20 protein-coding genes are annotated in these 24646 nt (G+C 62.8%); 13 read left to right on the top strand and 7 right to left on the bottom strand.

The window, feature by feature from the left end; translation table 11 throughout:
- Positions 1-158: 158 nt before the first annotated feature.
- The 3 genes from SAZ10_RS28845 to SAZ10_RS28835 all read right to left on the bottom strand — a co-directional run bounded on the left by SAZ10_RS28845 (position 159) and on the right by SAZ10_RS28835 (position 4277).
- On the bottom strand, positions 159-2507 hold the full coding sequence (locus SAZ10_RS28845; protein WP_318612921.1) for a putative bifunctional diguanylate cyclase/phosphodiesterase: 2349 nt from the start codon (positions 2505-2507) through the stop codon (positions 159-161).
- Between the two features lie 614 nt (positions 2508-3121).
- Positions 3122-3844, bottom strand: coding sequence for a peptide-methionine (S)-S-oxide reductase MsrA (gene msrA, locus SAZ10_RS28840; protein ID WP_318612901.1), 723 nt, complete (start codon positions 3842-3844; stop codon positions 3122-3124).
- 103 nt (positions 3845-3947) lie between these two features.
- The gene (locus tag SAZ10_RS28835; RefSeq protein ID WP_318612900.1) at positions 3948-4277 is read right to left on the bottom strand and encodes a hypothetical protein; all 330 of its coding nucleotides are present in this window, start codon (positions 4275-4277) and stop codon (positions 3948-3950) included.
- 239 nt (positions 4278-4516) lie between these two features.
- Between SAZ10_RS28835 and SAZ10_RS28830 the strand changes: the two genes are divergently transcribed.
- On the top strand, positions 4517-5752 hold the full coding sequence (locus SAZ10_RS28830) for a TMEM43 family protein (RefSeq protein WP_318612899.1): 1236 nt from the start codon (positions 4517-4519) through the stop codon (positions 5750-5752).
- 21 nt (positions 5753-5773) lie between these two features.
- Here SAZ10_RS28830 and SAZ10_RS28825 read toward each other — a convergent pair whose 3' ends face one another.
- Complete coding sequence (locus tag SAZ10_RS28825) at positions 5774-6541, bottom strand: IclR family transcriptional regulator C-terminal domain-containing protein (protein ID WP_318612898.1); 768 nt, start codon at positions 6539-6541, stop codon at positions 5774-5776.
- A gap of 344 nt (positions 6542-6885) precedes the next feature.
- Here SAZ10_RS28825 and SAZ10_RS28820 point away from each other — a divergent pair, with 344 nt between their 5' ends.
- The 4 genes from SAZ10_RS28820 to SAZ10_RS28805 all read left to right on the top strand — a co-directional run bounded on the left by SAZ10_RS28820 (position 6886) and on the right by SAZ10_RS28805 (position 10998).
- Complete coding sequence (locus SAZ10_RS28820; RefSeq protein ID WP_318612897.1) at positions 6886-7743, top strand: CoA transferase subunit A; 858 nt, start codon at positions 6886-6888, stop codon at positions 7741-7743.
- A complete protein-coding gene (locus SAZ10_RS28815) occupies positions 7740-8537 on the top strand; it encodes a CoA-transferase subunit beta (RefSeq protein WP_318612896.1) in 798 nt (265 codons plus the stop codon). Before SAZ10_RS28820 ends, SAZ10_RS28815 begins: the two co-directional genes overlap by 4 nt.
- 1 nt (position 8538) lies before the next feature.
- Positions 8539-9744: a 3-oxoadipyl-CoA thiolase gene (gene pcaF / locus SAZ10_RS28810; RefSeq protein WP_318612895.1), complete on the top strand. Its 1206-nt coding sequence runs from the start codon at positions 8539-8541 to the stop codon at positions 9742-9744.
- A 423-nt stretch (positions 9745-10167) separates the two neighbouring features.
- A complete protein-coding gene (locus SAZ10_RS28805; RefSeq protein WP_318612894.1) occupies positions 10168-10998 on the top strand; it encodes a YiiX/YebB-like N1pC/P60 family cysteine hydrolase in 831 nt (276 codons plus the stop codon).
- Positions 10999-11545: 547 nt separating this feature from the next.
- Here the strand turns inward: SAZ10_RS28805 and SAZ10_RS28800 are convergent.
- The gene (locus SAZ10_RS28800) at positions 11546-12754 is read right to left on the bottom strand and encodes an MHYT domain-containing protein (protein WP_318612893.1); all 1209 of its coding nucleotides are present in this window, start codon (positions 12752-12754) and stop codon (positions 11546-11548) included.
- 419 nt (positions 12755-13173) lie between these two features.
- Between SAZ10_RS28800 and SAZ10_RS28795 the strand changes: the two genes are divergently transcribed.
- The 4 genes from SAZ10_RS28795 to SAZ10_RS28780 all read left to right on the top strand — a co-directional run bounded on the left by SAZ10_RS28795 (position 13174) and on the right by SAZ10_RS28780 (position 17233).
- Positions 13174-14310, top strand: a complete 1137-nt coding sequence (locus tag SAZ10_RS28795; RefSeq protein ID WP_318612892.1) for an extracellular solute-binding protein — start codon at positions 13174-13176, stop codon at positions 14308-14310.
- Between the two features lie 115 nt (positions 14311-14425).
- Positions 14426-15529: an ABC transporter ATP-binding protein gene (locus tag SAZ10_RS28790; RefSeq protein WP_318612891.1), complete on the top strand. Its 1104-nt coding sequence runs from the start codon at positions 14426-14428 to the stop codon at positions 15527-15529.
- Entirely contained in the window at positions 15526-16410 is an 885-nt protein-coding gene (locus SAZ10_RS28785; protein WP_318612890.1) for an ABC transporter permease, read from the top strand. Before SAZ10_RS28790 ends, SAZ10_RS28785 begins: the two co-directional genes overlap by 4 nt.
- Positions 16411-16417: 7 nt before the next feature.
- Positions 16418-17233: an ABC transporter permease gene (locus tag SAZ10_RS28780; RefSeq protein ID WP_318612889.1), complete on the top strand. Its 816-nt coding sequence runs from the start codon at positions 16418-16420 to the stop codon at positions 17231-17233.
- A gap of 181 nt (positions 17234-17414) precedes the next feature.
- Here the strand turns inward: SAZ10_RS28780 and SAZ10_RS28775 are convergent, their stop codons facing one another.
- Positions 17415-17813, bottom strand: coding sequence for a hypothetical protein (locus SAZ10_RS28775; protein WP_318612888.1), 399 nt, complete (start codon positions 17811-17813; stop codon positions 17415-17417).
- A gap of 174 nt (positions 17814-17987) precedes the next feature.
- On the opposite strand from SAZ10_RS28775, the gene SAZ10_RS28770 reads away from it, so the two are divergent.
- Positions 17988-18866, top strand: a complete 879-nt coding sequence (locus SAZ10_RS28770; RefSeq protein WP_318612887.1) for a D-amino-acid transaminase — start codon at positions 17988-17990, stop codon at positions 18864-18866.
- A gap of 193 nt (positions 18867-19059) precedes the next feature.
- Here the strand turns inward: SAZ10_RS28770 and SAZ10_RS28765 are convergent, their stop codons facing one another.
- The gene (locus tag SAZ10_RS28765) at positions 19060-19995 is read right to left on the bottom strand and encodes a LysR family transcriptional regulator (RefSeq protein WP_318612886.1); all 936 of its coding nucleotides are present in this window, start codon (positions 19993-19995) and stop codon (positions 19060-19062) included.
- A gap of 239 nt (positions 19996-20234) precedes the next feature.
- Here SAZ10_RS28765 and SAZ10_RS28760 point away from each other — a divergent pair, with 239 nt between their 5' ends.
- The 3 genes from SAZ10_RS28760 (at position 20235) to SAZ10_RS28750 (ending at position 24644) form a co-directional block, all read left to right on the top strand.
- On the top strand, positions 20235-21860 hold the full coding sequence (locus SAZ10_RS28760; RefSeq protein WP_318612885.1) for an amidohydrolase: 1626 nt from the start codon (positions 20235-20237) through the stop codon (positions 21858-21860).
- Between the two features lie 102 nt (positions 21861-21962).
- Complete coding sequence (locus tag SAZ10_RS28755; RefSeq protein ID WP_318612884.1) at positions 21963-23555, top strand: ABC transporter substrate-binding protein; 1593 nt, start codon at positions 21963-21965, stop codon at positions 23553-23555.
- Between the two features lie 153 nt (positions 23556-23708).
- Positions 23709-24644, top strand: coding sequence for an ABC transporter permease (locus SAZ10_RS28750; protein WP_318612883.1), 936 nt, complete (start codon positions 23709-23711; stop codon positions 24642-24644).
- Positions 24645-24646 lie beyond the last annotated feature (2 nt).

The following is a 24646-nucleotide window of genomic DNA, read 5'->3' as shown; positions in this document are numbered from 1 at the left end:
GCTGTCTTGGGGTCTCCGCTCGGCGCAATAGCAGAAAAGGTGGCCCTCGTGTCAATGAAAGCGGCAGAACGGGGCTCGGAGCCTCGTCAGGGGACGCTTGTCCGCCGACGCTAGCCTGCGGCTCGGCATCCAGCCGGCGAGGCGGTAGTATCCCGGTGCTAGGCGGCGACCTCGGGCAGCGCATTCTTGTCCCTGCTGATCACCTTGTCGAATTGTGCAAGGAAATAGCGCGCAAGCTCGAGTTCGTTGAGGGGCTTGGCAAAATAGAATCCCTGCAGGTCGGTGCAGGCGATGCCGCGCAGGAAATCGACCTGCTGCTCAGTCTCCACGCCCTCGGCGGTGATGCCGATCTTCAATGTTTTGCCGAGCGCGGCGATCGCCTTCAGAACGTCGCGCGCGACCGCGTCGTCGGTGGAGGCTGTGACGAAGGATTTGTCGATCTTGAGCTTGTCGAAGGGGAACTTGAGGAGGTGAAGCAGGCTCGAATAGCCGGTGCCGAAGTCGTCCAAGGCTATGGTGGCGCCGAGCGCCTTGATCTCCGCCAGCCTCTCGACCACATCCGGATGTTCGATCAGCAGGCTTTCGGTGACTTCCAGCTCGAGCCGGTGTGGCGCGAGCTTCGAGGCATCGAGCGCGTCGCGGACGACCGCGACGATGTCGGACATCTGGAAATGCCTGGCCGACAGATTGACCGCAACCGTCAGGTCTTCGGGCCAGCGCGCAGCGGCGTGGCAGGCTTCGCGAATTGTCCAGTCGCCGATCTGCTTTATGAGACCGCTCTGCTCGGCGATCGGGATGAACTCCGCGGCCGATACGAGACCGCGCACCGGATGATTCCAGCGGACTAGCGCCTCGAAGCCGGTTGGCTTGTTGTTCTCGGCCGCGACCAGCGGCTGGTAATGGAGGACGAACTCCTGCTCCTTCAAGGCCTGGCGCAACTCGAGCTCGAGCATGCGGCGTGCGCGCATCTCCGAATCCATCTGCGATTCGAAGAAGCGAAAGGTGCAGCGGCCTTCGGCCTTGGCCCGGTAGAGCGCGAGATCGGCGTTGCGCAGGATCTGGTCGGCCCGCGTCCCGTTCAGCGGCGCAACGGCAATGCCTATGCTGACGCCGATAGACACGATCTCGTCGTCGAACTGGTAGGGCCGGCTGATCGTCTCGACGAGGCGGCGCGCCAGCGCGGCGGTTTCGGAGGCGTCGCCGCTGTTGTTGAGGATGATGGCGAACTCGTCGCCGCCGAGGCGCGCTGCGATGTCGACCTCGCGCAGCACCGTCCTGATTCTCTTGCTCGCCTTCACGAGCAGCTTGTCGCCGATCAGATGGCCCCGGCTGTCGTTGACGGCCTTGAACTGATCGAGGTCGAGATAAAGGACCGAGAAAGGCGAACCATACCGCTCCAGCCGGGCAATCGACAGCTTCAGATGCTCGGTGAACTTGGCGCGGTTGAGGAGGCCGGTCAGTGCGTCGTTGTGGGCAAGGAAGTTGATGCGCCGCTCGGAATTCTTTTCGGCCGTCACGTCCGAGGCGGTGCCGATATAGCCTGCATATGCACCGAACTCATCGACGATAGGCTTTCCGGTCAGGCGCCAGAAGCGCTCGATGCCGTCGATGGACACACGCAGCTCGACGCCGCTGAAGGTCTGGTGGCGCGCGATATCCTGCTTCAGCTCGTCCAGCACGGGATCGCCCTCTTCGACCATCAAACGCAGGAAATCGTTAAAATCGAGGCCAACCAGCTGTTCCTTGGGGAGGCATGCTGCGGCGGAGAAGCGGTCCGACACGCGCTGGAAGCGCTCGCTGCGATCGAACTCCCAGAGCCAGTCGCTCGAATTCTCTTCGAACTCCTTCAGGAGCAGGCTGATGATGTCCTTCTGCTCGCGGATCTTCGCTTCGCTCACCAGATGGTCGACGAGGTTGCGCGCATAACGGATGCAGACAAAGCCGAGCACCAGCGTGTAGACGGCGAGCACGGCCGCCAGCGGGAGACATTGAGCCGGGTCAGCGAAGCAAATGAAAGCCAGGAACGAGCCGGCCAGGAGCGGGAAACTGAAAACGAGTGCCGCCTGCGGCAGGATGAGCAGCGCAAAGCTCGTCGCGCAAAGCACGCCGGCAAGCACGATCGCGATTGTCGCAGTGATCAGCGAATCGTCGGCCGGCAACACGATGATCGGCAGCGTCCCCCAGATCACGCCCATCAAGGCCGCATTGATCAGGACTTTGCGCACGGCCCTGGGGGGCGAGGTCGTCTTCCTCCATACGGGCTGCCGTACTCGCAGCCAGCCGCGCACCGCCACGAAAAGGCCGAAATAGAGCGCAGCTCCCCATACAAGCACCGACGGGAAGCCCGGCGAACCGAAGGTCATGAACAAGATGAGCAGCGACACGGCGAAGGCACCGGCAGAGATAACAGGCGTCATCTGCCCAACACCTTCGATCTGCTCGAAAAGGAGCTGCGCGCGCATTCCGGGCTTGAGCCGGTCGGCGCCGATAGCGTGATCCACGCGCATGTTCAATGCGCGGAAAATTCCTCTTAGCGGCATGTCTACCCCGGGGCCATGAGTGATACGCCGAGCAGTCCGGCAATGCAGGGCGCACTTCAAAGCACAACCGGGCGACGAGGTTCACCTGTGATTTCAGGTTGTGGACGCATTTGCGACGATTGGGTTACGGGAGGGTAAAGCCGATTGCTTGAATGCCGGACGCCGCCCAGGTCAGCGGTTCGACGCTCGATGCGACCTGAACCGAGGCAAACTCCCGTACCTGCAGCCACGCGCACGGGAGCGCGCCTTGCCGCTCATTCGCAAGCCACTGATTGCGCATGATTTTTTTGGCCGGGCGATCCGTTGCTTCTAAGTCATGGCACGGCCGACCGCCGTTGCACCGACAGATATTCGCAGCTTCGCCGGGGAATCGACGGCGCGTTGCTCGAATTTTGCGCTCAGGCTGGAAGCCAAAGAGTCCATCGCAAATCGAGAGATGGAGCGACAGCTAGCTGTATCGCAACCGCATGGTCGGCTCCTGCAACCTGCGGGCGCATCAACGGCCGGCAATTTCTGCGCAGGCGCCCCAGCGAGGGCCGCTCCGCCCTCGCCAGGGTTTCCTGCGGCAATGCTGCCCGCGATCAGCTCTTCGCTTCAGCAACCAGAACCGGCTTCTCGCGATAAAGGGCGGGAAAAAGGCGCTTCAAATTCTCGATCTTCGGCAGGTCGTTATAGACAATGTAGGGATAGGTCGGATTGAGCGTCAGGAAGTCCTGGTGATAGTCCTCGGCCGGGTAAAAGCCCTTAAACGGCTCCAGGGTCGTGACGATCGGCTCGGGGAACAGCTTTGCCTTGCCGAGCTGGGCGATATAACCCTCAGCCACCTTCTTCTGCTCGTCATTCGCGAAGAAGATCGCCGAGCGATATTGCGTGCCCTGGTCCGGCCCCTGGTAGTTGAGCTCGGTCGGGTTATGGGCGACCGAGAAGAAGACGTGCAGCAGCTGGCCGTATGTCACCTCCGACGGGTCATACGTGACCTCGACCGACTCGGCGTGACCGGTCGTGCTGGTTCCGACCATCTCGTAGTGGGCCGTATCCTTGTCCCCGCCCGAATAGCCCGAGACTGCATTCGTCACGCCCTTGACGTGCTGGAAGACACCCTGCACGCCCCAGAAGCAGCCGCCGGCGAAGACCGCCTTTTCGACACCCGCAACGGGCTTCTCGTCCAGCACCGGCGGCGGGATGACGACCGCGTCCTCGGCGGCGACGGCAGGCCGCTGCCATGCGGCAAAGGCCAGGGCGGCAACCAGGGCTGCGCCGGCCAACCAGGCAAATGGCGAACGAAGTGAACGCGAAGAGGTCATGAAACTGCTCCATCCACTGTCTTATTCCGGACTATGCATCGGAGCGGCCGCCGCATGAAGTGCAAGTCGCCCTGCGACGGCCAGCTCGCGAACAATTGAAGGACTACTGCTTCGGCGCCATCTGTCCGGACTTCATGGCGTCACCGATCATCGCGTTGCAGTCCGCCAGCATTGCCTCCTTTTTCATGGCATCCTTTTCCATCCCCGCATTGTTGTTGCAGTCGGACTTCATCTTCTGATGCGCCATCGGCGCAGCCGCCATGGTGTTGGTGGCCATGGGATCGGCCTTCATCGGTTGGGCCGACATTGTAGAATGGGACGACATCATGCCGGAGTTCGTGGCGTCCTCGGCAAATGACGGGGCGGCGTAGGACGTCATTGCCGCGGTCGAGATTGCGGCGACGGAAAGGACATTCCTGGTGAAATTGCGCATTGTTCTGCTCCCGTTGATCTCGACCGTCCGCAATGCGTGGCCGCACCTCGAAAATTCGCCTGAGGCATGGCTCTGTTACGCCCTTCACCACAACGTGATGCCTCTCGGCTCCCCGCCCCGCGCGATCCGCGCTGACCAGGCACACATGCGCGGCCCAGGGCCACCCTGGCGGAAGAGTCCCGTGACCGATTGCATCGCCGTCAAAAAAGCCTGATAGGTGACGGTTGTGGCGGGATCTGATGGGCGCACTTGCTGCCGGGCTCGCCTGTTCGGGGGCAGGCATGAGCAGCACCTTCACTGAAACCACGTCTACCTCATGGTTCGGCCGTATCCGCAATTCGTTCGGCGGGGCCCTCATCGGCATCGCGCTGATCATCGGCATGGTGGTCCTGCTGTTCTGGAACGAAGGCCGGGCCGTGCAGACCGCACGCTCGCTGACCGAAGGCGCCGGCGCTGTTGTCTCCGTCGGCGCCGACGCGGTCGATGTGGCCAACGAGGGCAAGCTCGTCCATGTCAGCGGTCCGGTGACGTCGGATTTAACACCGAGCGATTCCGATTTCGGCGTGAGCGCCAAGGGCATTCGCCTCGTGCGCCATGTCGAGATGTTTCAGTGGACGGAGAACGCGAAATCCGAGACGAAGAAGAAGCTCGGGGGCGGCGAAGAAACTGTCACCACCTACACTTACTCGCAAGGCTGGGTGGATCGTCCGATCGATTCAAGCTCCTTCAAGCAACCCGACGAGCACGAAAACCCGTCAATGGAGATCCAGGGCCGCTCCTTCCAGGTGCCCGAGGCGCGGCTCGGCGCCTTTACTCTGGACAGAACTGTGCTCGACCAGATCGGCGGCACAGAGGTGCTTTCGCTGAAACCCGGCCAGCAGAACAAGATTCGTGCCGCCTATGCCGGCTCCAAAAAGCTCTCCCTCATCGACGGCGGAATCTTTCTCGGCTGGAACCCGTCCTCCGCGGTCGTCGGCGACTACCGCATCAGCTACGAGGTCGTGCCACTCGACACGATCTCCGTGGTCGGCCAGCAGCGCGGCTCGCAATTTGCGCCTTACCAGACCACGGCAGGCGACCAGCTGCTGATGGTCGATCGCGGCGATGTGCCGGCCAGCCAGATGTTCAAGGACGCCGAGAGCGCCAACAAGGTGCTCACCTGGATCATCCGCGGCGTTGGTCTCATTCTGCTCGCGATCGGCTTCGGCCTGTTGCTCAGCCCGGTCGCCGTGCTCGCTGACGTCGTACCCCTGCTGGGCAGCATCGTCAGGATGGGAACCGGCCTCATCGCCTTCCTCCTTGCGGTCGTAGTCAGCACCATCACAATCGCCGTCGCGTGGTTCTATTACCGGCCATTGTTGGGCATCTCGATATTGGCCGTCGGCGCCGTGGTCGCGGCGGCAACCGTGTATTACGGACGGTCGCGGCAGCCGGCATCATCTGCGGCCGTTGCAACGCCGGCCGAGCAGTCCTGACCCACGAACGCCTGAACGTGGTCAGACCGCGAAGAAGGACTCGATGTCCCCTGCCGCCCGCTGCAGCAGCGGCAGGATTTCGCGCTTCATTGCGGCAACTGTGAACCGGCTTGGCTGGGTCGACACGTTGACGGCTGCGACGATCCTTGCCGAACGATCGCGGATCGGCACTGCGATCGAGCGCAGCCCGATCTCCAGTTCCTCGTCGACGAGCGCATAGCCATCGACGGCGACATCGCGGATGATGTCGAAGAGCCGCTCACGGTCGGTCGCGGTGTTCTGCGTGAGCTTGCGGATCTGGGCGTCAGCGAGGAATTGCCTCAGTTGCGGCTCCGGCAGCTCCGACAACAGGACGCGCCCCATCGAGGTGCAGTAGGCCGGGAGCCGCGTGCCGACATGGAGCGCAACGCTCATGATGCGCTCGCCCGGCACGCGCGCGACATAGACCACATCCTGATCGGAAAGCACCGCCGCGGAGCAGGATTCCTTCAGCGCTACCGCGACCTTGCGCATATGCGGCTCGGCAAAGCCCCAGAGCGAACTGCCGTCGAGCCATTGACGGGCGAGCCCGAGGAGCCGCGGGGTTAGCGCGAAGCGTCGGCCGTCCTGCGCGGCGTAGCCGCTGGCAACGAGAGTTAGCAGGAAGCGGCGCGCGCCGGCCCGTGTGAGCCCCGCCTCTTGCGCCATCTCGGTCAGCGTCATGCCGGCCGGACGGGTAGCGAGGATCGCCATGACGTCGAGGCCCTTGGCGAGGGAGCCGACGAGGTCGCGGGGCGGCTGCTCGGTCATCGCGGATCTTTGTCGCGCGAATTGATGCGACCGCGCCCTGTCGCGCCCCCCTCTGTCCTGCCGGACATCTCCCCCACAAGGGGGGAGATTGGACGGCCGCTTTGGTTTCGCCAATCCACGACGTTGGAGATTGGCGAAATCCTCGATGACTGCCGATCTCCCCCCTTGTGGGGGAGATGTCCGGCAGGACAGAGGGGGGCAACGTAGGGCAAAAACCCTCACAATCTGGATTTACAGCAAGGCCGAGCGTTGCCGTCGGACGATTGACACCGCCCGGCAAATATCTCATCCTGTATCGCATACAAAACAAACGTTCGCAATACGAACTTTTTCGAGGAAGCGTGGTGGCAAAATTCCTGAGCATTGCCGATGCGGTTGCGGAAAATCTGAGGGATGGCGACAGTGTGGCCTTCGAAGGGTTCACGCATCTCATTCCGACTGCCGCGGTGCATGAGACGATCCGGCAGGGTCGGAAGGAGCTGACCCTCATCCGCATGACGCCCGACCTTGTCTACGATCAGATGATCGGCATGGGCATGGTGAAGAAGGTTATCTTCTCCTATGCCGGCAATCCGGGGGTCGGACTGTTGAGGAGGTTGCGCGACGCGGTCGAGAATGGCTGGCCGCAGCCGCTGGAGATCGAGGAGCACAGCCACGCAGCCATGGCGAACGCCTATGAGGCCGGTGCGGCCGGCCTGCCTTGCGCGATTTTCCGAGGTTATCGCGGCGCCGAGCTCGCCAAGGTCAATCCGAACATCAAATCCATCGAATGCCCGTTCACCGGCGAGCGCCTGGCGGCCGTGCCGGCAATCCGGCCGGACGTCACCTTCATCCACGCCCAGAAGGCCGATCGAAAGGGCAACGTGCTTGTCGAAGGCATCATCGGCATCCAGAAAGAGGCGGTGCTCGCCGCGAAAAGAGCCGTCGTCACGGTCGAGGAGGTGGTCGACGATTTCGACGAGCTGCACCCCAACCTCACCGTGCTGCCGCACTGGACGGTTACAGCCATCGCGGTCGTGCCGGGCGGCTCCCATCCGTCTTACGCTCATGGCTATTACGAGCGCGACAATGCCGCCTATCTCGAATGGGACGACATCGCCGCCGATCGCGACCGTTTCCGCAAATGGATGGAGGAGAACGTGCTCAATTCGTCGCCGGACGCTTTTGCAGCGCGCGTCGAAGGCCTGAGGATCGCGGCATGAGCGCGCTCGATTTCACTCCCGACGAGATGATGACGATCGCTGCCTCGCGGGCGCTCAGGAACGATGACGTCTGCTTCGTCGGCATCGGCGCGCCGTCGGCCGCCTGCAATATCGCGCGGCTCACGCACGCGCCCGACATCACGCTGATCTACGAATCCGGCACGATCGGCACGGCGCCGGACGTGCTGCCGCTGTCGATCGGCGACGGCGAGCTCTGCGACACAGCGCTCACCACGGTCCCGGTGCCGGAGATGTTCCGTTATTGGCTGCAGGGCGGGCGGATCACGATCGGCTTCCTCGGCGCGGCGCAGCTCGACAAGTTCGGCAACATCAACACGACGGTGATCGGCGACTATGCCAAGCCCAAGACGCGCCTGCCCGGCGGGGGTGGCGCACCGGAGATCGCGACGTCCTCGCGAGAGGTCTATGTCACCATGAAGCAGTCGTTGCGCGGCATGGTCGAGAAGATCGATTTCTATACTTCGTTCGGACATGGCGAGGGCGGCGATCATCGCAAGCGGCTGGGCATCGACACGGCGGGGCCGACGCTGCTCATCACCGATCTGGCGGTCTGGAGACCGCATCCGGAGACCAAGGAGTTCATGGTCATGTCACTGCATCCCGGCGTGACGCGAGAGGACGTTCAGAAGAGCTGCGGCTGGAAGGTTTCCTTCGCCGAACGGCTGGAGACGACGCCGGCGCCGAGCGAGCTCGAATTGAAGACCCTGCGCGACCTGCAGGCGCGCACCAAGGCCGCCCACGCGCGGAACGGAAAGAACGGAAAGGCAGCGTAACATGGCCGAGGCCTTCATCTGCGACTACATCCGCACGCCGATCGGCCGCTTCGGCGGGGCCTTGTCGTCCGTGCGCAGCGACGATCTCGGCGCGGTGCCATTGAAGGCGCTGGTCGAGCGCAACGGGTCTCTCGACTGGTCGGCGATCGATGATGTGATCTTCGGCTGCGCCAACCAGGCCGGCGAGGACAACCGCAACGTCGCGCGCATGTCGCTTCTGCTTGCCGGCCTGCCGAAGGAAGTGCCCGGCTCGACGGTCAACCGGCTGTGCGGCTCCGGCATGGACGCCGTCATCACGGCCGCCCGTGCCATCAAGGCTGGCGAGTCGGAGCTGATGCTGGCCGGCGGTGTGGAATCGATGAGCCGCGCGCCTTTCGTCATGCCGAAGGCGACGGAGGCGTTCTCCCGCAATGCCGAGATCTACGACACGACGATCGGCTGGCGCTTCGTCAACCCGCTGATGAAGAAGCAGTACGGCATCGATTCCATGCCGGAGACCGGTGAGAACGTCGCCGAGGAATTCCAGGTCAGCCGCGCCGACCAGGACGCTTTCGCCGTGCGGAGCCAGGAGAAAGCCGTGGCGGCGCAGGCTAATGGCCGCCTTGCCAAGGAGATCACGCCGGTAACGATCCCGCAGCGCAAAGGCGAGCCGGTGATCGTGTCGAAGGACGAACATCCGCGCGCGGGCACGACAATCGAGGCGCTGGCCAGGCTCCCAACGCCGTTCCGCGAAGGCGGCACGGTGACAGCAGGCAACGCGTCGGGCGTCAATGACGGCGCGGCAGCGCTGATCGTTGCTTCCGAGGCGGCGGCAAGGAAGCATGGGCTGACGCCGATCGCCCGCATCCTCGGCGGTGCGACGGCAGGCGTTGCTCCGCGCATCATGGGCATGGGGCCCGCGCCTGCGACCAAGAAGCTCTGCGCCCGGCTCGGCCTGAAACCTTCCGACTTCGAGGTGCTGGAGCTCAACGAAGCCTTTGCCTCGCAAGGCATCGCCGTGCTGCGCGATCTCGGCATTCCCGAGGACGCCGAACACGTCAACCCGAACGGCGGCGCGATCGCGCTCGGCCATCCCCTCGGCATGTCGGGAGCAAGAATCACCGGCACGGCAGCACTGGAACTGTGCGAGCGCCGCGCCACGCTCGCTCTCGCCACCATGTGCATCGGCGTGGGCCAGGGAATAGCGGTGGCGATCGAGAGGGTTTAGCGCTCGTCCTGCCCGGCGTCTCTGCTGCCCCCCATCTGGCTACCGGGATATTCTCCCGCGTAAACAGCAACGCAATCGCCTATGAGGTCGACCCCCACTCCGGTTCGCTTCGCGAACCACCTCTCCCCCGGTCGACGGGGGAGAGGAAGCGCCGGCCGCTATGCCAGGCGCCCTTCTCTCCCCTTTTGAGGGGGAGAGGTGCCGAGCGAAGCGAGGCGGAGTGGGGGTCTGCTGCGCCATGTGCGTTTTGCCCTGCCGCAAACTTCCGAGGTGTCCCCGGCCGTGAAGGGCCGCAACAGCGTCCCAAATCGCACTACCAAGTGCGATAGCAATGCCCGACATCGTCGACCGTTGAACTCGGGCCGCTCCTCCGCCCTTCAAATCCGCCGCTCCTGTTGTCATATTCGGCGTCGGAGGGGAGAGATGACTGAAGCCCGAGACACGCTGCTCGACCGTATTGGGAAATACCTCGCCCGAAGCCTCGAAGAGGAATCCTCGGGCTACGAGCCCTACACGCCGTCCGACCCCGACACGCTGCGCCGAGCCTTGCAGCCGGGCGATATCCTGCTGATCGAGGGCAACCAGCGCATTTCGGCGACGATCAAATACCTGACCCAGTCGACCTGGTCGCACGCGGCCCTTTACATTGGCGATGCCCTACCCGACCCCGGCAACGGCAAGGAGCGGCCGCGCCTGATCGAGGTCAATCTGGGGGACGGATGCATCGCCGTGCCGGTTTCGAAATACCGGACCTACAATACGCGCATCTGCCGTGCGCACGGGCTTTCACCGGAGGATCGCGAGACGGTCGTGAGCTTCATGGTTTCGAAGCTCGGCCTGAAATACGACACCAAGAACATACTCGACATGCTGCGCTATTTCTTCCCCGTGCCCGTCCCGGTGCGGTGGCGCCGCCGCATGATCGCCTTCGGTTCCGGCGACCCGACGCGGGCGATCTGCTCGTCGCTGATTGCCGAAGCCTTCGAGCAGATACGCTATCCGATCCTGCCCGAGATCACGCGGGCGCCCGGCCGGGCTTCGGCGCAGTCGCATTATTCGAGGAGCGAGATCCTGCATATCCGCCATCACTCGCTCTACACGCCGCGGGATTTCGATCTCTCGCCTTATTTCGCAGTCATCAAGCCGACGCTGGAATATGGCTTCGACTACCGTATCCTCACCTGGGAGGAACCCGAGGGGCAGACGAGTGCGGACAACGCGCCCGAGGCGTCGGCGCAAAAGACAGGGACGTGATTGTCAGCATCGGCGGCCCTGGTCGGTCTGCCGGCCATCACCCCCTCAAGAAGGAAGGGGATCGGCTCGGGCCGCTGCCAACCGCCGGAGCGCGGAATGCAAGCGAGCCAAGATCGCCGATCACCATCCCAGTGCAGAGATAGCCGACAGACCGAAGGGCAAACGGCGCAGCGACGACCCGCCACGTCGGTTGCCCAAACCCCGACCCAAGCCGCACGGGCCGCAGAGAAGCTCTTCCGAGGTCATGGCACATGCAAGCTAGGGCGCAGTACGACGTCACGAGGTGCAGAATTTCGCACGAAGTGCAGCCTGCCCGCACGAAATGCGCCCGCAGTCATTAGTGCCTCAACGAGATCATTGATCCGTCAATGAAATTCCTGCGAGACGCGCTGCCGCCGCAAGCCCTCTCCGATCGTTGCGTTCTTCGGAAACAGCAGCCGATTCGTCTAAGCTCGGCATTCGTGGCTTCTCCCACGGATGCCGGCTTGCCCCCCCGGTTTGTCGCAGGCTCTACGGCAAACTCATCGACACTTTTGTGCGGGACCTGCTAGCTCGCGCGTGCTTTTCGCCCTGCCACACCGAGCCTTGCCTTGAGTTCGGCAATCTTGGCCCGGCTGACTGGCACGACCGGCGAAGCCGGCCCGTCGAGCTCCACCACTGCGCCGTCACCTTCTTTTCGGATCAAGGTCACATGAGGGAGCGAGACGATGTGGCTGCGGTGGACCCTGAAGAAGAGTGCGGGATCGAGCTGCGCTTCGGCCTTTGAGATCGCCCACAGGCACATGCGTTCCCGCGAGCCGTCGTGGACCAGCGTGTAATGCGCATCGGCGCGTACGGCGCGGATTTCGGCGACATCGATGAATTGCGTGCCGTTCGCGCTCTCGACGGGCACGCGAAAGACTGCTGCCGGCGGAGCCTCATCGGTTTCTGCAGGCCGGTCCTCGCCCGCTTCCGCAGGATTGGCCTCATCGGCCGCGGACTCGGCTGCGCCCTTATCGACAACCAGATAACCGCCGATTGCGCCCGCTGCCGCCTCAGCTGCGCGTTGCCGCGGCTCAGGAACCAGCGACAGCAGGAAACCACCTGTAATGAGGAAACAAAGGAGCACGAGGACAAGGGCGAGCACCTGAGAGGAGGCGATCAGCCCGTCAGCGGGAGGAAAGAAATCCGGCGCGGACCGAAACCTCATCCCGTAGGTTGCGGTATAATGCATGCCGGAAACGGCGAAGCCGAAGGCGATGGCGCTTAAAGCGAGCCGCGTTCCGCCCTGGCGTGCGAGGAATACCCTCAGGCCCCCATAAGCAGTCCCGACCGCGATCAATGCGGAGAGCACGACCATCGCCCGCTCATGCTCGACACGGAAGCCGCCCGCAAAAGCGTTGACGCCGACATAGTGCATCGAGACGATGCCGGCCCCCATGAACAGCGCGGCAGCTGTGACGCGGGCGTCAGAGGGCTCGCCCACACTGACCAGAAACAGCGAGACGCCGACGACGAGCGTGCAAATCAGGAAAGAGCCGAGCGTCGGCAGGATAAGGTAGACGGCGTCGCTTGGGACAGGCCCCGCCAGCGTGCCTACGAAGTGCATTGTCCAGATGCCGAGCGCCACGAATGTGGCGGCTCCGGCGAGCAGCACACGTCGACCGATGCCGGATGTGCTCCGCACCCGCGAGGCAAGGCCGAAGCCCGTGTACCCCCCGAGAATCGCCATCACCACGGAAAGCACAACCAGATACGGATTATGCCCTTCAAACATCAGTCGCCAACCCGATGCCCTGCCACGGGCATCTCTCCCAGTTAAACAAGTTTACATGCGCGACCGCTTGATTGACAACTCGCCAGCGATCGGGACGGCAGCCGCTCGGGAATTCCACTGAAATGCTCGGCCGACCTATCGCATTGGCGACCTGCCTGTTTTCCAGCTTTGATTGACTTTTTTGAGCAGTCTGTAATTTTAGCGGCCTGCAATATTACCGAGGAGCTCGGCGTTCTGCGGGACTGCGCCGGTCCCGGGGCAGCCGCCACATGGTTTTGGCCGGCTGCTCAATATCGTCATGGCACCTTCGCAATCAGCGGCTATGCCAAAACAATACCCGGAGAGCGCGTCGCGCCTCACGGGAACATAAGCGGCTGGGGAAAGCGCATAGAGTTGGGAACACAACGGGAGATCAAATCGTGAACAGGTTCATCATGTCAGTGAATCGCCGTTCCTTTCTGAAAGGCACGGCGGCGGGCGTGAGCATTCTTGCAGCTCCTGCCATCATCTCGCACAAGGCGCTCGCCTCGTCGGGCGAGCTGAATTTCATGGGCTGGGCGGGGTATCCTGACCTGCCTGCAAAGGCGTTTCCCGCCTTCGAGAAGGCGACCGGCATCAAAGTCAATTTTACAGAGCAGCCGGATCAGGAGGCGTTTTTCGCGCAGACGAAGCTCTCCATGCAGACTGCTGCCTATGACGTTGTCGAGCCGACCGTCGATCGTGTTGCCGGATACAATGCAAACGGGTTTGTTCAGGGCTGGGACACGAGCAAGCTCGCGATGGACAATTACCTGCCAGGTCTCGCCGATGGCTCGGCCGGCGAAATGGCGACCATCGACGGCAAGCGGATGATCGTGCCTACCGTATGGGGCACCGAGGCGATGGTCTACAGCACGACCGACGCGCCGACCGAATATGGCAAGTCGAGCCTCGGCGACCTTTTCGACGACAAGTTCGTCGGCAAGGTTTGCCTTCGCGGCCACTCCGGACTTGCTGCCATGGGCCGCTGGCTGGATGCTCAAGGCAAGCTGCCACGGTCGTGGCTCGACGGCTACAAGGACGAAGCTGCCATGAGGCAGCTTTGGGACATCGCGCTTGCCGAAGCGATCAAGCACAAAGCCAATGTCGCCCAGTGGTGGAAGGGTGAAAACGATGCGCAGGCTGCCTATCGCACCAACGGCGCCGTGATCGGCCTGAATTGGGATTCGACGGGCTTCAACCTGCGCAACGACGGCTTCGGCTTCATCGCGCCGAAAGAAGGGGCGTTTGCGTGGAACCAGGGATTCGTGCTGCTCTCCAATGCCAAGAATGTGGAACAGGCGCACGCATTCGCCAAATGGGTTTCCACGGCCGAAGGATCCGCCATCTGGGCAACGGCATTCTCGGCGAATGCCGTCGGCAAAGGCGGGATCGAGCTTGCCTCCGAGGACGTGAAGAAGTTCTACAAGGCTGCCTATCCGGGCGACGCACTGCAGAAGCTCTGGTGGTGGCCGATCCAGGATGCCTGGTTCGTCAAGCTGCGCAGCGAATATGCCGACAAATTCGTCGCGGCCTGAGACAGAGCAATCGCGATCACCGCCGGATTCGGTAGATCCGGCGGTTTTCCTGTTGAGCACTGGCCGAAGCAACGCTACCGTGGTGGCATAATCACGAGGGGTAGGCTCTGCAAAGATGAGCGCAGGAGTCGATCTCGACAGCGTATCCGCCAACTTCGGCTCGTTCAGGGCCGTTGACTGCGTGACCATTCACATCAGGCCCGGTGAGTTCTTCTCCTTCCTCGGCCCGTCCGGCTGCGGCAAGACGACGATCCTGCGCATGATCTCGGGCTTCATCAACCCGAGCGAAGGTAAGATCAGCATCGGCGGCCAGGACATGCGCGGCATACGCCCAAACCAGCGACCGACCGCGCTTATCTTCCAGAACCTGGCGCTGTTCCCGCTGATGCCGGTCTGGGAAAACATCGCGTTCGGGCTCGAGGTACGCGGCGTCGACAGGAAGGAGCGGCGAGCCAAGGCCGAAGAACTGTTGCGGCTCGTCGACCTGCCGGGCGCGGGCGAGAAGTCGATAGCTCAGCTCTCCGGAGGCCAGAAGCAGCGTGTCGCAATCGCCCGGGCGCTTGCCGTCGAGCCTCAGGTCATGCTGCTCGACGAGCCGCTCTCGGCGCTCGACCTCAAGCTGCGCCAGCACATGCGTGCCGAGCTGCGCGCCATCCAGAAGCGCACCAATGTCACCTTCGTCTACATCACCCATGACCAGGGCGAAGCGCTCGCCATGTCGGACAGGGTCGGCGTGATGTCCCATGGCAAGCTGCAGCAGGTGGCGGTGCCGCAGGAGATCTACAACAGTCCGGCAAACGGCTTCGTGGCGTCCTTCGTCGGAGAGAACAATATCTTCTCCGGCAGGATCGGCAGCGTTTCCGGCAACGCCGCGCAGTTCGAGACGACCATCGGCACGTTCAAGGCAATGGTCGGCCCGAATGCCGAACGCGCAGCGAGCGCAAAGCTCTATGTGCGGCCCGAGCACGCAAGACTGGTCAGCCAGCGCATCAACGGTGAGAACGCCATTCCCGTCGAGGTCGCCGACGTCGCCTTCGAGGGGAACTTCATCAGCATCCAGGCGCGCGATCCCGGCGGACGCATCCTGGTTTCGGAGGCGCGCAATGACGGCCAGGCATCGGTGCCGTCTCGGGGCGAGAAGCTGCTCATGGTCTTCGACCCTCAACGCGCAGTCATATTGGCCGATGAAACGCCGATGCTGAGCGCGGCTTCAGGATGAACGATCTGGTTCGCCGCTACGGGTTGTCGCTGACGGCCGTGTTCATTGCCGTGACGGCCTTCTGGCTTCTCGCTCTTGTCATCCTGCCGGACCTCTATCTCTTCGAAAATTCCTTCCGCCCGTATCTGCCGATCGTGGAGGTCGGCGGTCCGAAAGATTTCTACAGCTTCGACAATTACCTGACCTTCTTCCGGAGTCCGATCCATATCGAGATATTCATCCTGACGATCGTCTACAGCAGCGTCGTCACGGTGCTCTGCTTCGTCATCGCCTATCCCCTTGCCTACTATCTGGCAAAGGTCGCGCGCAGCAATGTCGTGCCGACGCTCTTCCTGCTGCTCCTGATCCCGCTGTGGGTGAGCGAGGTGCTGAGGGCCTTCGCCTGGTTCATCATCCTGGCGCTCAAGGGGCCGCTCAACTTCATGCTGATGGGCATCGGCATCATCGACCAGCCAATCCGCTGGATGACCGGCTTCAGAAGCGTCGTCATCGGCCTGGTCTACACCTACGTGCTGTTCATGCTGTTTCCGGTCTACAACGCCATCCAGTCGCTCGACACCAACCAGATCGAAGCGGCCGAAGATCTCGGCTCGCCCTGGTGGCGCACGCATTGGCGGGTGATCCTGCCTCATGCCAAGCCCGGCATCGCGTCCGGGGCCGTGATGGTATTCATGCTCTCGGCAGGCTCGATCCTGGTTCCGACGCTGCTTGCCTCGACCAATTCGCGCTGGTTCACCGAGATCATCCAGCAGTGGATGTTCGAGGCGCAGGATTGGAACACAGGGTCGGCCTACGCCTTCCTGCTGCTGCTCATCTGCACGATCTTCATCTCGATCGTGATGCGGCTGTTCCGGGTCAAGCTTTCGGATATTGCGAAGTGAGGCGCCGATGAGCAAAGCACGCAGATCGGAATGGCCGTACCATCTCTACCTCGTGGTTTTCCTCGCCTACATGATCCTGCCGCTGATCATCATGGGCGGCGCCGCCTTCAATGATTCCCGCTTTCCGTCGGTCTATCCCTGGGTCGGCTTCACTGACCGCTGGTTCGTCGATCTGTGGAATGACGGACGCATGTGGGTCGCCTTCGGCAATACGATCGTGGTTGCGCTCGCGGTCGTCGTGCTCTCGGTCCCGATCGGCACCGCGGCTGCGATCCTGATCAACAGCCTTTCCGGCACGCTGCGCTCGGTTCTTTACGGGCTGATGGTCGCACCGATCCTGACGCCCGGCGCGGTAATCGGCATCTCGACGCTGCTCTTCTGGAACAAGTTCTCGGTCCCCGCCGGGCTGCACCTCGCCACGCTCGGCCAGGTATCCTATATCGCCGCCTTCGTGATGCTCTTGGTGCTCGCACGGCTGCAGAGCTTCGACCGGTCGCTGGAAGAAGCCGCGCTCGATCTCGGCGCCAGCCATGCGCAGGTGCTGAGAAGGATCCTCCTGCCGCACCTCTATCCGGCAATCGGCGCAGGCGCGGCGATCGCCTTCTTCCAGTCGATCGAGAATTTCAACACGACACTCTTCACGCGCGGCACTTACGACACGCTCACCGTCTATGTGTTCTCCAAGGTGCGCAGCGGCATCACGCCCACCATCAACGCGCTGGCGCTGATCCTGATCAGCATCACGGTGGTCTGCGCGATCTGGTACGAGGCCTCGCGCCGCCGGTCGGAACGGCGGATGGCGATGCAGATGGCGCCGGTGTGAGGGTGTTTTCGCCATATGATCGCAATCAGGTTGCAGGCTGACAACGAAATCACCGCTTATCCTAAGCCCTCTGTTTTCAGGCCGGCGCCGCCCCTCACCCTTACCCTTACCCTCTCCCCGTCCTTCACGGGGAAAGGGTAAGGGTGAGGGGCGGCGCCTGCATTTAGCGATTTGCAGAACGCTACCCGCACCGGCGCCTTCGTTCTGCAAGCATCTGCTCCTGACGGCTTTGCAGATCCGACAGCCTGCGGCTGTTGCGATCGACCAGGGCCTGTTTCACTCGACCGCCGCCCAGCGCCCAGAAGGGCACGGCGTAGCTGCCCACGTTGCCGAGGGTGATGGCGGTGGTCGAGATTTGCTTTGATGTATCGAAAACCGCCCGGTTGAGCGCCACACAGTCCATGGTCTGGTATTGTTGCGAATTGAGCGCCGTCCCGCAGCCGACTGGGACAAGCAGCGGGAGCAGGACCAGCGGCGATTGACGAAACGACGTCATCCCGTAGCCACGTCGCAAGATCATCATGAGCGATACCACCACGACGAAACCCTGCTGAGCAATAGGTTTAGCTACGAACAGCACCGAGCTCCCAAGGAATAGATCGCAACTAATCGAACCGCCGTCCAAGGATCGGCCCGTCAGTCATGAAAATTTGCATTACGTCTTGCACAAACTGAATTGGAACGGCTTTCCCCCGTCCGCTAGCGTCGCGCACGAAAAGAAGGGCCGAGGCGCAAACCCGGCGCAAGGTGAGTTGTGGGACGCATCGTCTATTGTCAGGGGCGTTTCGTGCCGGAAGATCAGGCACGTGTCAGTATTTTTGATCGCGGCTTTCTGTTCGGCGACGCCGTCTATGAAGTGACCGCCGTGCTCAACGGCTCCATGATCGACAACGACCTCCATATGGCTCGCCTGGAACGCTCTTTGGCCGCGTTGAACATCCCGATGCCCATGCCACGCGCAGAGATCGAAAGAGTGCAGGCGGAACTGATCGGCCGGAACGGCGTGAGGGAAGGCACCGTGTATCTGCAGGTGTCGCGCGGCGAAGCCGATCGCGATTTCGTCTATCCGGTGGACCTCCCCGCCACGGTCATTGCCTTTACGCAGGCCCGGAGGCTGACCGGCACCAAGGGTCAGACCGAAGGGGTGGCCGTGGACCTTGCGCCTGATCCGCGTTGGGCGCGCAGGGACATCAAGACCACCATGCTGCTCGGCCAGGTGATGGCAAAGGTCGAGGCGCGGAAACGCCATTTCGACGACGTCTGGCTGGTTGGGGAGGACGGGTTCGTCACCGAAGGCGCTTCCTCGACGGCCTTCATTGTGACCCGGGACGGCCGCATCCGGACCCGCGCCAACTCCCAGACGGTCCTGGCCGGCTGCACGCGGCGCGCGCTGCTGAGGCTCTGCGAGGAAGAGGGCACCAGTATCGAGGAGGAACCGTTCACGCCGCAGGACGCGCAATCGGCCGCCGAGGCCTTTCTCACCTCCGCTTCCAGCTTCGTGATGCCGGTCGTCCGCATCGGCGACGCGACCATCGGCGACGGCAGGCCGGGCCCGCTGACACGCCGTCTGCAGGCGCTCTACTTCGACACCGCGCTCGGAACCGCCGCTTCGCGCCATGCGGCGGCCCCCTGATTGCCGGCACGGCACCCGCGGCCGAAGCCTCAGAGGGAGCCCTGTTCAATGCCTCGTGCGCGGCACCTGCCGCCCGGGGACGCGATCAAGGCCGCTAGCCTTGTCTTGCCGACTGGGTCGAGGCGCACAAATCGCCGTGACGGCTTCGTCCATTGGCTCCCTCGCTGTGCCGCGCTCGTTTGAGAAGCGACAGTCAGGACGCGCGGCTCGCGATCCGTTGGGCAGCGCTCCATAAGATCTCTGCGTTTCGCTTTCTGTTGCCGACGCTGCGGTAGAGCCTGATATCAAGCTCGAGCGACCAGCCGGCCGATTGGGTGATGGGGACCAGGGTGCCTGACGCAAGCTCCTGTTCGACCAGGCTTTCCGGCAGCCAGCAGATGCCGGCGCCGTTGAGCGCCATGATCTTCAAGCCTGCGCTGATCGTATTCTGGTGGATGATCCTCTGCCGGAAGCCTGGCTGCCGCGCGAGCAGCTTACCGAGCGCCACCCCGAAAAACGAACTGTAGCCGTAGCTGAGGTAAGGGATCGTCAGCTTTTCGGCCAAGGCCCGGTCGAGCAGGTCGCGCCCCGCCAGCACGCCGTTGCCGCTGCGGACATGCGGCGCGGCGAGCGGGATGAGCCGATCGGTGCCGATGGTGAGAAACTCGAACAGTTCATGGTCGAGATGGAACGGCACTTCCTTATGGGCGTAGGTGAGGAAAAAGTCGGCCTCGCCGTCGCTCAGGAAGGCGAGGTTCGCCTCGATGCCGCCGCGGTCCGGCAGGATCGACGTCCCTATCTCGCCCCCTTCCCTCTGCAATTGGGCAAGCCATTGCGGAAAGAAGGTGACGGTGAGTGTGTGCAGGGCTGCAAAGTGCACCAGGCCGTGTTCGGATGCCGGGCGCAATGTCTCGCGAACGGTATAGAAGGTGCGAATCGTTTCCCGCGCCACGGGAAGGAAGTTCCGCCCAGCGGGCGTGAGTTCGGCAGGCATGGTCGCGCGGCTGATGAGCGTTGCGCCGACCCATGTCTCGAGTTGCTTGATGCGGCGGCTGAAAGCGGATTGCGTCACGTTGCGCGCTTCGGCGGCCCGGGAGAAACTCGATGTCTCGGCCAGCGTGACGAAATCCTCCAGCCATTTGATCTCCATGCAAACCCCTCCAATGCTTGCGCGAGGCGCTTCTGGCGCAGTCTGAACCATAATCCACTCGAATCACTGCGCTATGCAAAATTGGCATGGGCCCTTGCGAAAACCGAATTGGCCAAGGGCGGCATTCGCCTCCACGGTGTCGATATTCTCGGGGGGAGCCGAAAGAGAAGAGCGTGGCAAGCGGTGCGGCACCTGAGTCGCCGCCCGCTGCGCGTGCCGCGACGGAAATGGGAGACAGCGTGTCACATCTCGTCGAAGCCGATCTCATCCTGCACAACGGGCAAATCTGGTGCGGGCTGGAGGAGGGAAACCGTCAGGCGCTCGCCATATGGCAAGGCAAGGTGCTGGCAGCGGGAACTGACGACGAGATACTCGGGCTGAAGGGTGCAGGAACCAGGCTTGTGGACCTTGAAGGCCGCTTCGCGTGCCCAGGTCTGAACGACAACCACCTGCACCTCATCTCGACAGGTCTGGTGATGAACTGGGTGGACGTGACCCCGGAAGCCGCGCCGACGCTCGACGCTTTGCTCGCAAGCGTCGCAAAGCGCGCCGCCGCCACGCCGAGAGGCGGCTGGGTGAGGGCGCGGGGCTACGACCAGGTGAAACTGGACACCGGACGCCACCCGACGCGCGCCGAGCTCGATCGCGCCGCGCCCGACCATCCGGTCGTCGTCACGCGCGCCTGCGGACACGTCTCGATCGCCAACTCCAAGGCGCTCGAACTCGCAGGCGTGACGGAATCGACCGCGGTGCCGGACGGCGGCGTGATCGGTGTCAGTGAGGGTCGCCTGAACGGCTTTCTCGCGGAAAATGCCCAGAACCTCGTGGCTTCCTGCATCCCTGCCCCGACAGTCGACGAACTGGTCGATGCCATCGAGCGCGGCGGCAAGCATCTGCTCTCCTACGGCATTACGAGCTGCATGGAGGCGGCGCTTGGCCATGTTGCGGGTTATGTCGAAATGCAGGCCTACCAGCAGGCCAAGCTCTCGGATCGGCTGCCCGTACGCGTCTGGCTCACACTGCTCGGTGACCCCGATTCCTCGATCGTGGAAGATTGCTGGCGCGCCGGCTACGTTACCGGCGCCGGCGATGACAGGTTGCGCGTAGGCGCGGTCAAGATCTTTCTCGACGGATCGGCAGGCGGGCGCACGGCCTGGATGACAAAGCCCTACAAGGACGAGCCGGAGAACTTCGGCGTCCAGATGCTGCCCACCCAGCAGCTGGAAGCCGCCATCCGCTCCTACCACGACCGGGGTTACCGCCTGGCCTGCCACGCGATCGGGGACGCCGCCGTCGACCAGCTCATCACAGCCTATGAAAAGGCGCTCGCCGCAAACCCCGACCCGGACCGCAGGCACCGCGTCGAGCATTGCGGCTTCATCGGCGCCGATCACAACGCCAGGATGAAGGCGGCGGGCATCTGCCCCTCGCCCCAGCTCGCCTTCATCCATGATTTCGGAGACAGCTACATCGCGGTTCTGGGACCCGAACGCGGCCTGCCCAGCTATCCCGCAGGCACATGGCAACGCTCGGGCTTCGTGCTTTCCACTGGATCGGACTCTCCGGTCTGTTCGCCGAATCCGTTTCCGAACCTGCATGCGATGATCACCCGCGAGACCTGGAAGGGCACGGTGATGGACGCGAGCGAGCGCCTATCCCGGGAGCAGGCGCTGCAGGCCTACACGGAAGGCGGCGCGTATCTCGAGAAGGCCGAGAGGACGAAGGGGCGCCTGGTGCCGGGACAATGGGCGGATGTCGCTGTTTTCGATGCCGACCTGCTGCAGGCTCCGGCCGATGTGATTCTCAGCGGCACACGCTGCGTGATGACGCTGCTCGGCGGCAAGGTCGTGCATGACGCTCGCTGAGGCCGGCGCAAATCAGCCTATCGGGGCCAGCCGCACGGAGGAGAAGCGGCCATTTTGAAAACCGGTCCTTGCGGACCAAAATCGACAGAGGGAGGAACCAACATGCTCAAGAGATTGACGATTGCAGCCATTCTCAGCCTTGGCGTTTCAAGCATCGCGCTCGCGGATGAGATACATCGAGGCGGGACGCTGAACTTCACCGCACCTTATGGCTCCAGCTTCGCCACGCTGGACATCCAGGCGAGCCCCAACACGCAGGAAGAATTCATCACCCAGGCGATCCACCGCGCGCTCTATAGCTGGGATTCGGCCAAGAACGCGCCGGTGCTGGAATTGGCGACCTCGGCCGATACGTCGGACGACGGGCTGACCTACACCTATCATCTGCGCAAGAACGCGGTGTTCCACAATGGCAAGCCGCTGACGGCCGACGACATCATCTACAGCTACAAGCGCATCGCCAATCCAAAGAACGCATTCCCGGGCGCCAGCTATATCGCCAACATCAAGGGCGCCGACGACTTTGCCGCCGGCAAGAGCGAGGACATCGCCGGGCTGAAGAAGATCGACGACAACACTCTGGCAATTACCTTCATCGCACCGATCAATCCCGGCTTCGCGCTGATGCAGAACACGACAGCCATCTATCCTTCCAATGTGGCTGATGAATCGACTTTCGGAACGGCGCCGATCGGTCTGGGACCATTCAAGTTCAAGGAGCACATTCCGGGCTCCCAGGTCGTGGTCGAGAAATTCGACAAATATTACGAGGAGGGAAAACCCTATCTCGATCGCGTCAATATCATCCTGATGGGTGAAGACAGCGCGCGCGACGTCGCCTTCCGCAACAAGGAAATCGACGTCTCAATCCTCGGTCCGACGCAGTACCAGGCCTATCAGGGCGATCCGGAACTGAAGGACCACCTGCTCGAGGTCGCCGAAGTCTACACACGCAACATCGGCTTCAACCCGGCCTTGAAGCCGTTTCAGGACAAGCGCGTCCGCCAGGCGATCAACTATGCGATCAATTCACCGCTGATCATCGATCGGCTGGTCAAGAACAAGGCGTATCCCGCCAGCGGCTGGCTGCCGATCTCCTCGCCTGCCTTCGACAAGGACAAGCCCGCCTACCCCTTCGATCCGGAAAAGGCCAAGGCACTTCTGGCCGAAGCGGGCTATGCGGACGGCTTCGAATTCGAGGTGACCGCCAGCCCGAACGAAAGCTGGGGCGTGCCGATCGTCGAGGCGATTCTGCCCATGCTGCAGAAGGTCGGAATCAAAGTGAAGCCGAAGCCGGTCGAAAGCTCTGCGCTCGGCGACGCCATAACCAGCAACAATTTCCAGGCCTATATCTGGTCCAATCAGACGGGGCCCGATCCGCTGAATGCTCTGCGCTGCTTCTGGTCGAAGACCGCGCAGTCCGCCTGCAACTATGTGAGTTTCTCGAACGCGGAGTTCGACAAGCTCTACGAGGCGGCACAACAGGAACGGGATCCGGCCAAACAGCTCGATCTGCTCAAGCAGGCCAACAACCTGGTCCAGGACGAGGCGCCGGTCTGGTTCTTCAACTACAACAAAGCGGTCATGGCGTATCAGCCATGGGTGCATGGCCTGGTGGCGAACGCGACCGAGTTGGCGCTTCAGCCCTATGACGATATCTGGATCGACGAATCCGCGCCAGCCGACCGCAAGTAGCGCCGGGACAGGTCCCGCAATCGAGCTGATCCCGGGCGGCGCCGCACGCCCGGGATCGACCAGCGAATCGGACCGAACCGAAGGACCGCGTCAGCGAAAAGTGCGTAGCGGTTTGCGGACGAATCCGATGCGTAGACAAAGAGCCAGGGATCGATGCTCCGATTTGTCGTCCGCCGGATTTTGCAGATCATTCCCACGATCGCAGTGGTCGCGCTGTTGATCTTCGTGATCTTCAGCGTCGTGCCCGGAACCTTCGCCTCGAGCCTCTTCTCGGATGGCAAGAGGGCGGCGGATCCGCAATTGATGGCCCGCCTCAACGAACAGTTCGGACTGGATAAGCCGGTCCATGAGCGGTTCGCCGCCTATATCAGCGATCTTGCCAGGTTGGATCTCGGCACGAGCTTCAGGACACGACGGCCTGTGCTGGAACTGATCAACGACCGCATGTGGGCCTCGCTGCAACTGGCGATCGCCGCCATGGTATTTGCGATCGTGATCGCAGTGCCGCTGGGGTTCCTCGCGGCTTTGCGCCCCGGCTCCGTTCTCGACTCGCTGACCATGGTCGGCGCCGTCTCCGGCCTGTCGCTGCCTCAGTTCTGGCTTGGCCTGCTGCTCATGTATGTCTTTGCGCTGAAGCTGAACCTGCTGCCGAGCTTCGGCTACGGCGATGGTTCGCTGAGACACCTGATCCTTCCCGCGGTCACGCTGGGGGTCACACCCCTGGCGCTGCTGGCCCGCACCACGCGAGCCGGTGTGCTGGACGTTCTCAACGCTGACTTCGTGCGGACCGCCCATTCCAAGGGCCTGAGCGAGGCGCAGGTGATACGTCGGCACGTCGCCCGCAACGCGCTGGTCCTTATCATCACGACTGTCGGCCTGCTGTTCGGATCCCTGATCGGCCAGGCCGTCGTGATCGAAAAGCTGTTCGCATGGCCGGGCATCGGTTCGCTTCTGGTCGACAGCGTATCCATGCGCGACATTCCCGTCGTCCAGGGAACCATCCTGGTGATCGTGCTCTGGTTCCTGGTCATCAACACCGCCGTCGATGTGGTCTATGCCTTCATCGATCCGCGCATCAAGCAAGGGTGACG

This window comes from Mesorhizobium sp. BAC0120, assembly GCF_033542235.1.
Taxonomy (GTDB): Bacteria; Pseudomonadota; Alphaproteobacteria; order Rhizobiales; family Rhizobiaceae; genus JAWRCU01.
The sequence above is the reverse complement of the archived record's forward strand: the minus strand, read 5'-3'. Positions and strand labels throughout refer to the sequence as shown.

Excerpts from the sequence above, each read along its gene's own strand:
- SAZ10_RS28780 (WP_318612889.1), top strand. The coding sequence starts at position 16,418 with ATGAGCAAAGCACGCAGATCGGAATGGCCGTACCATCTCTACCTCGTG.
- SAZ10_RS28790 (WP_318612891.1), top strand. The coding sequence starts at position 14,426 with ATGAGCGCAGGAGTCGATCTCGACAGCGTATCCGCCAACTTCGGCTCG.
- SAZ10_RS28800 (WP_318612893.1), bottom strand. The coding sequence starts at position 12,754 with ATGTTTGAAGGGCATAATCCGTATCTGGTTGTGCTTTCCGTGGTGATG.
- SAZ10_RS28805 (WP_318612894.1), top strand. The coding sequence starts at position 10,168 with ATGACTGAAGCCCGAGACACGCTGCTCGACCGTATTGGGAAATACCTC.
- SAZ10_RS28755 (WP_318612884.1), top strand. The coding sequence starts at position 21,963 with ATGCTCAAGAGATTGACGATTGCAGCCATTCTCAGCCTTGGCGTTTCA.
- SAZ10_RS28765 (WP_318612886.1), bottom strand. The coding sequence starts at position 19,995 with ATGGAGATCAAATGGCTGGAGGATTTCGTCACGCTGGCCGAGACATCG.
- SAZ10_RS28835 (WP_318612900.1), bottom strand. The coding sequence starts at position 4,277 with ATGCGCAATTTCACCAGGAATGTCCTTTCCGTCGCCGCAATCTCGACC.
- msrA (WP_318612901.1), bottom strand. The coding sequence starts at position 3,844 with ATGACCTCTTCGCGTTCACTTCGTTCGCCATTTGCCTGGTTGGCCGGC.
- SAZ10_RS28750 (WP_318612883.1), top strand. The coding sequence starts at position 23,709 with ATGCTCCGATTTGTCGTCCGCCGGATTTTGCAGATCATTCCCACGATC.
- SAZ10_RS28785 (WP_318612890.1), top strand. The coding sequence starts at position 15,526 with ATGAACGATCTGGTTCGCCGCTACGGGTTGTCGCTGACGGCCGTGTTC.
- SAZ10_RS28815 (WP_318612896.1), top strand. The coding sequence starts at position 7,740 with ATGAGCGCGCTCGATTTCACTCCCGACGAGATGATGACGATCGCTGCC.
- pcaF (WP_318612895.1), top strand. The coding sequence starts at position 8,539 with ATGGCCGAGGCCTTCATCTGCGACTACATCCGCACGCCGATCGGCCGC.
- SAZ10_RS28830 (WP_318612899.1), top strand. The coding sequence starts at position 4,517 with ATGGGCGCACTTGCTGCCGGGCTCGCCTGTTCGGGGGCAGGCATGAGC.
- SAZ10_RS28845 (WP_318612921.1), bottom strand. The coding sequence starts at position 2,507 with ATGCGCGTGGATCACGCTATCGGCGCCGACCGGCTCAAGCCCGGAATG.
- SAZ10_RS28825 (WP_318612898.1), bottom strand. The coding sequence starts at position 6,541 with ATGACCGAGCAGCCGCCCCGCGACCTCGTCGGCTCCCTCGCCAAGGGC.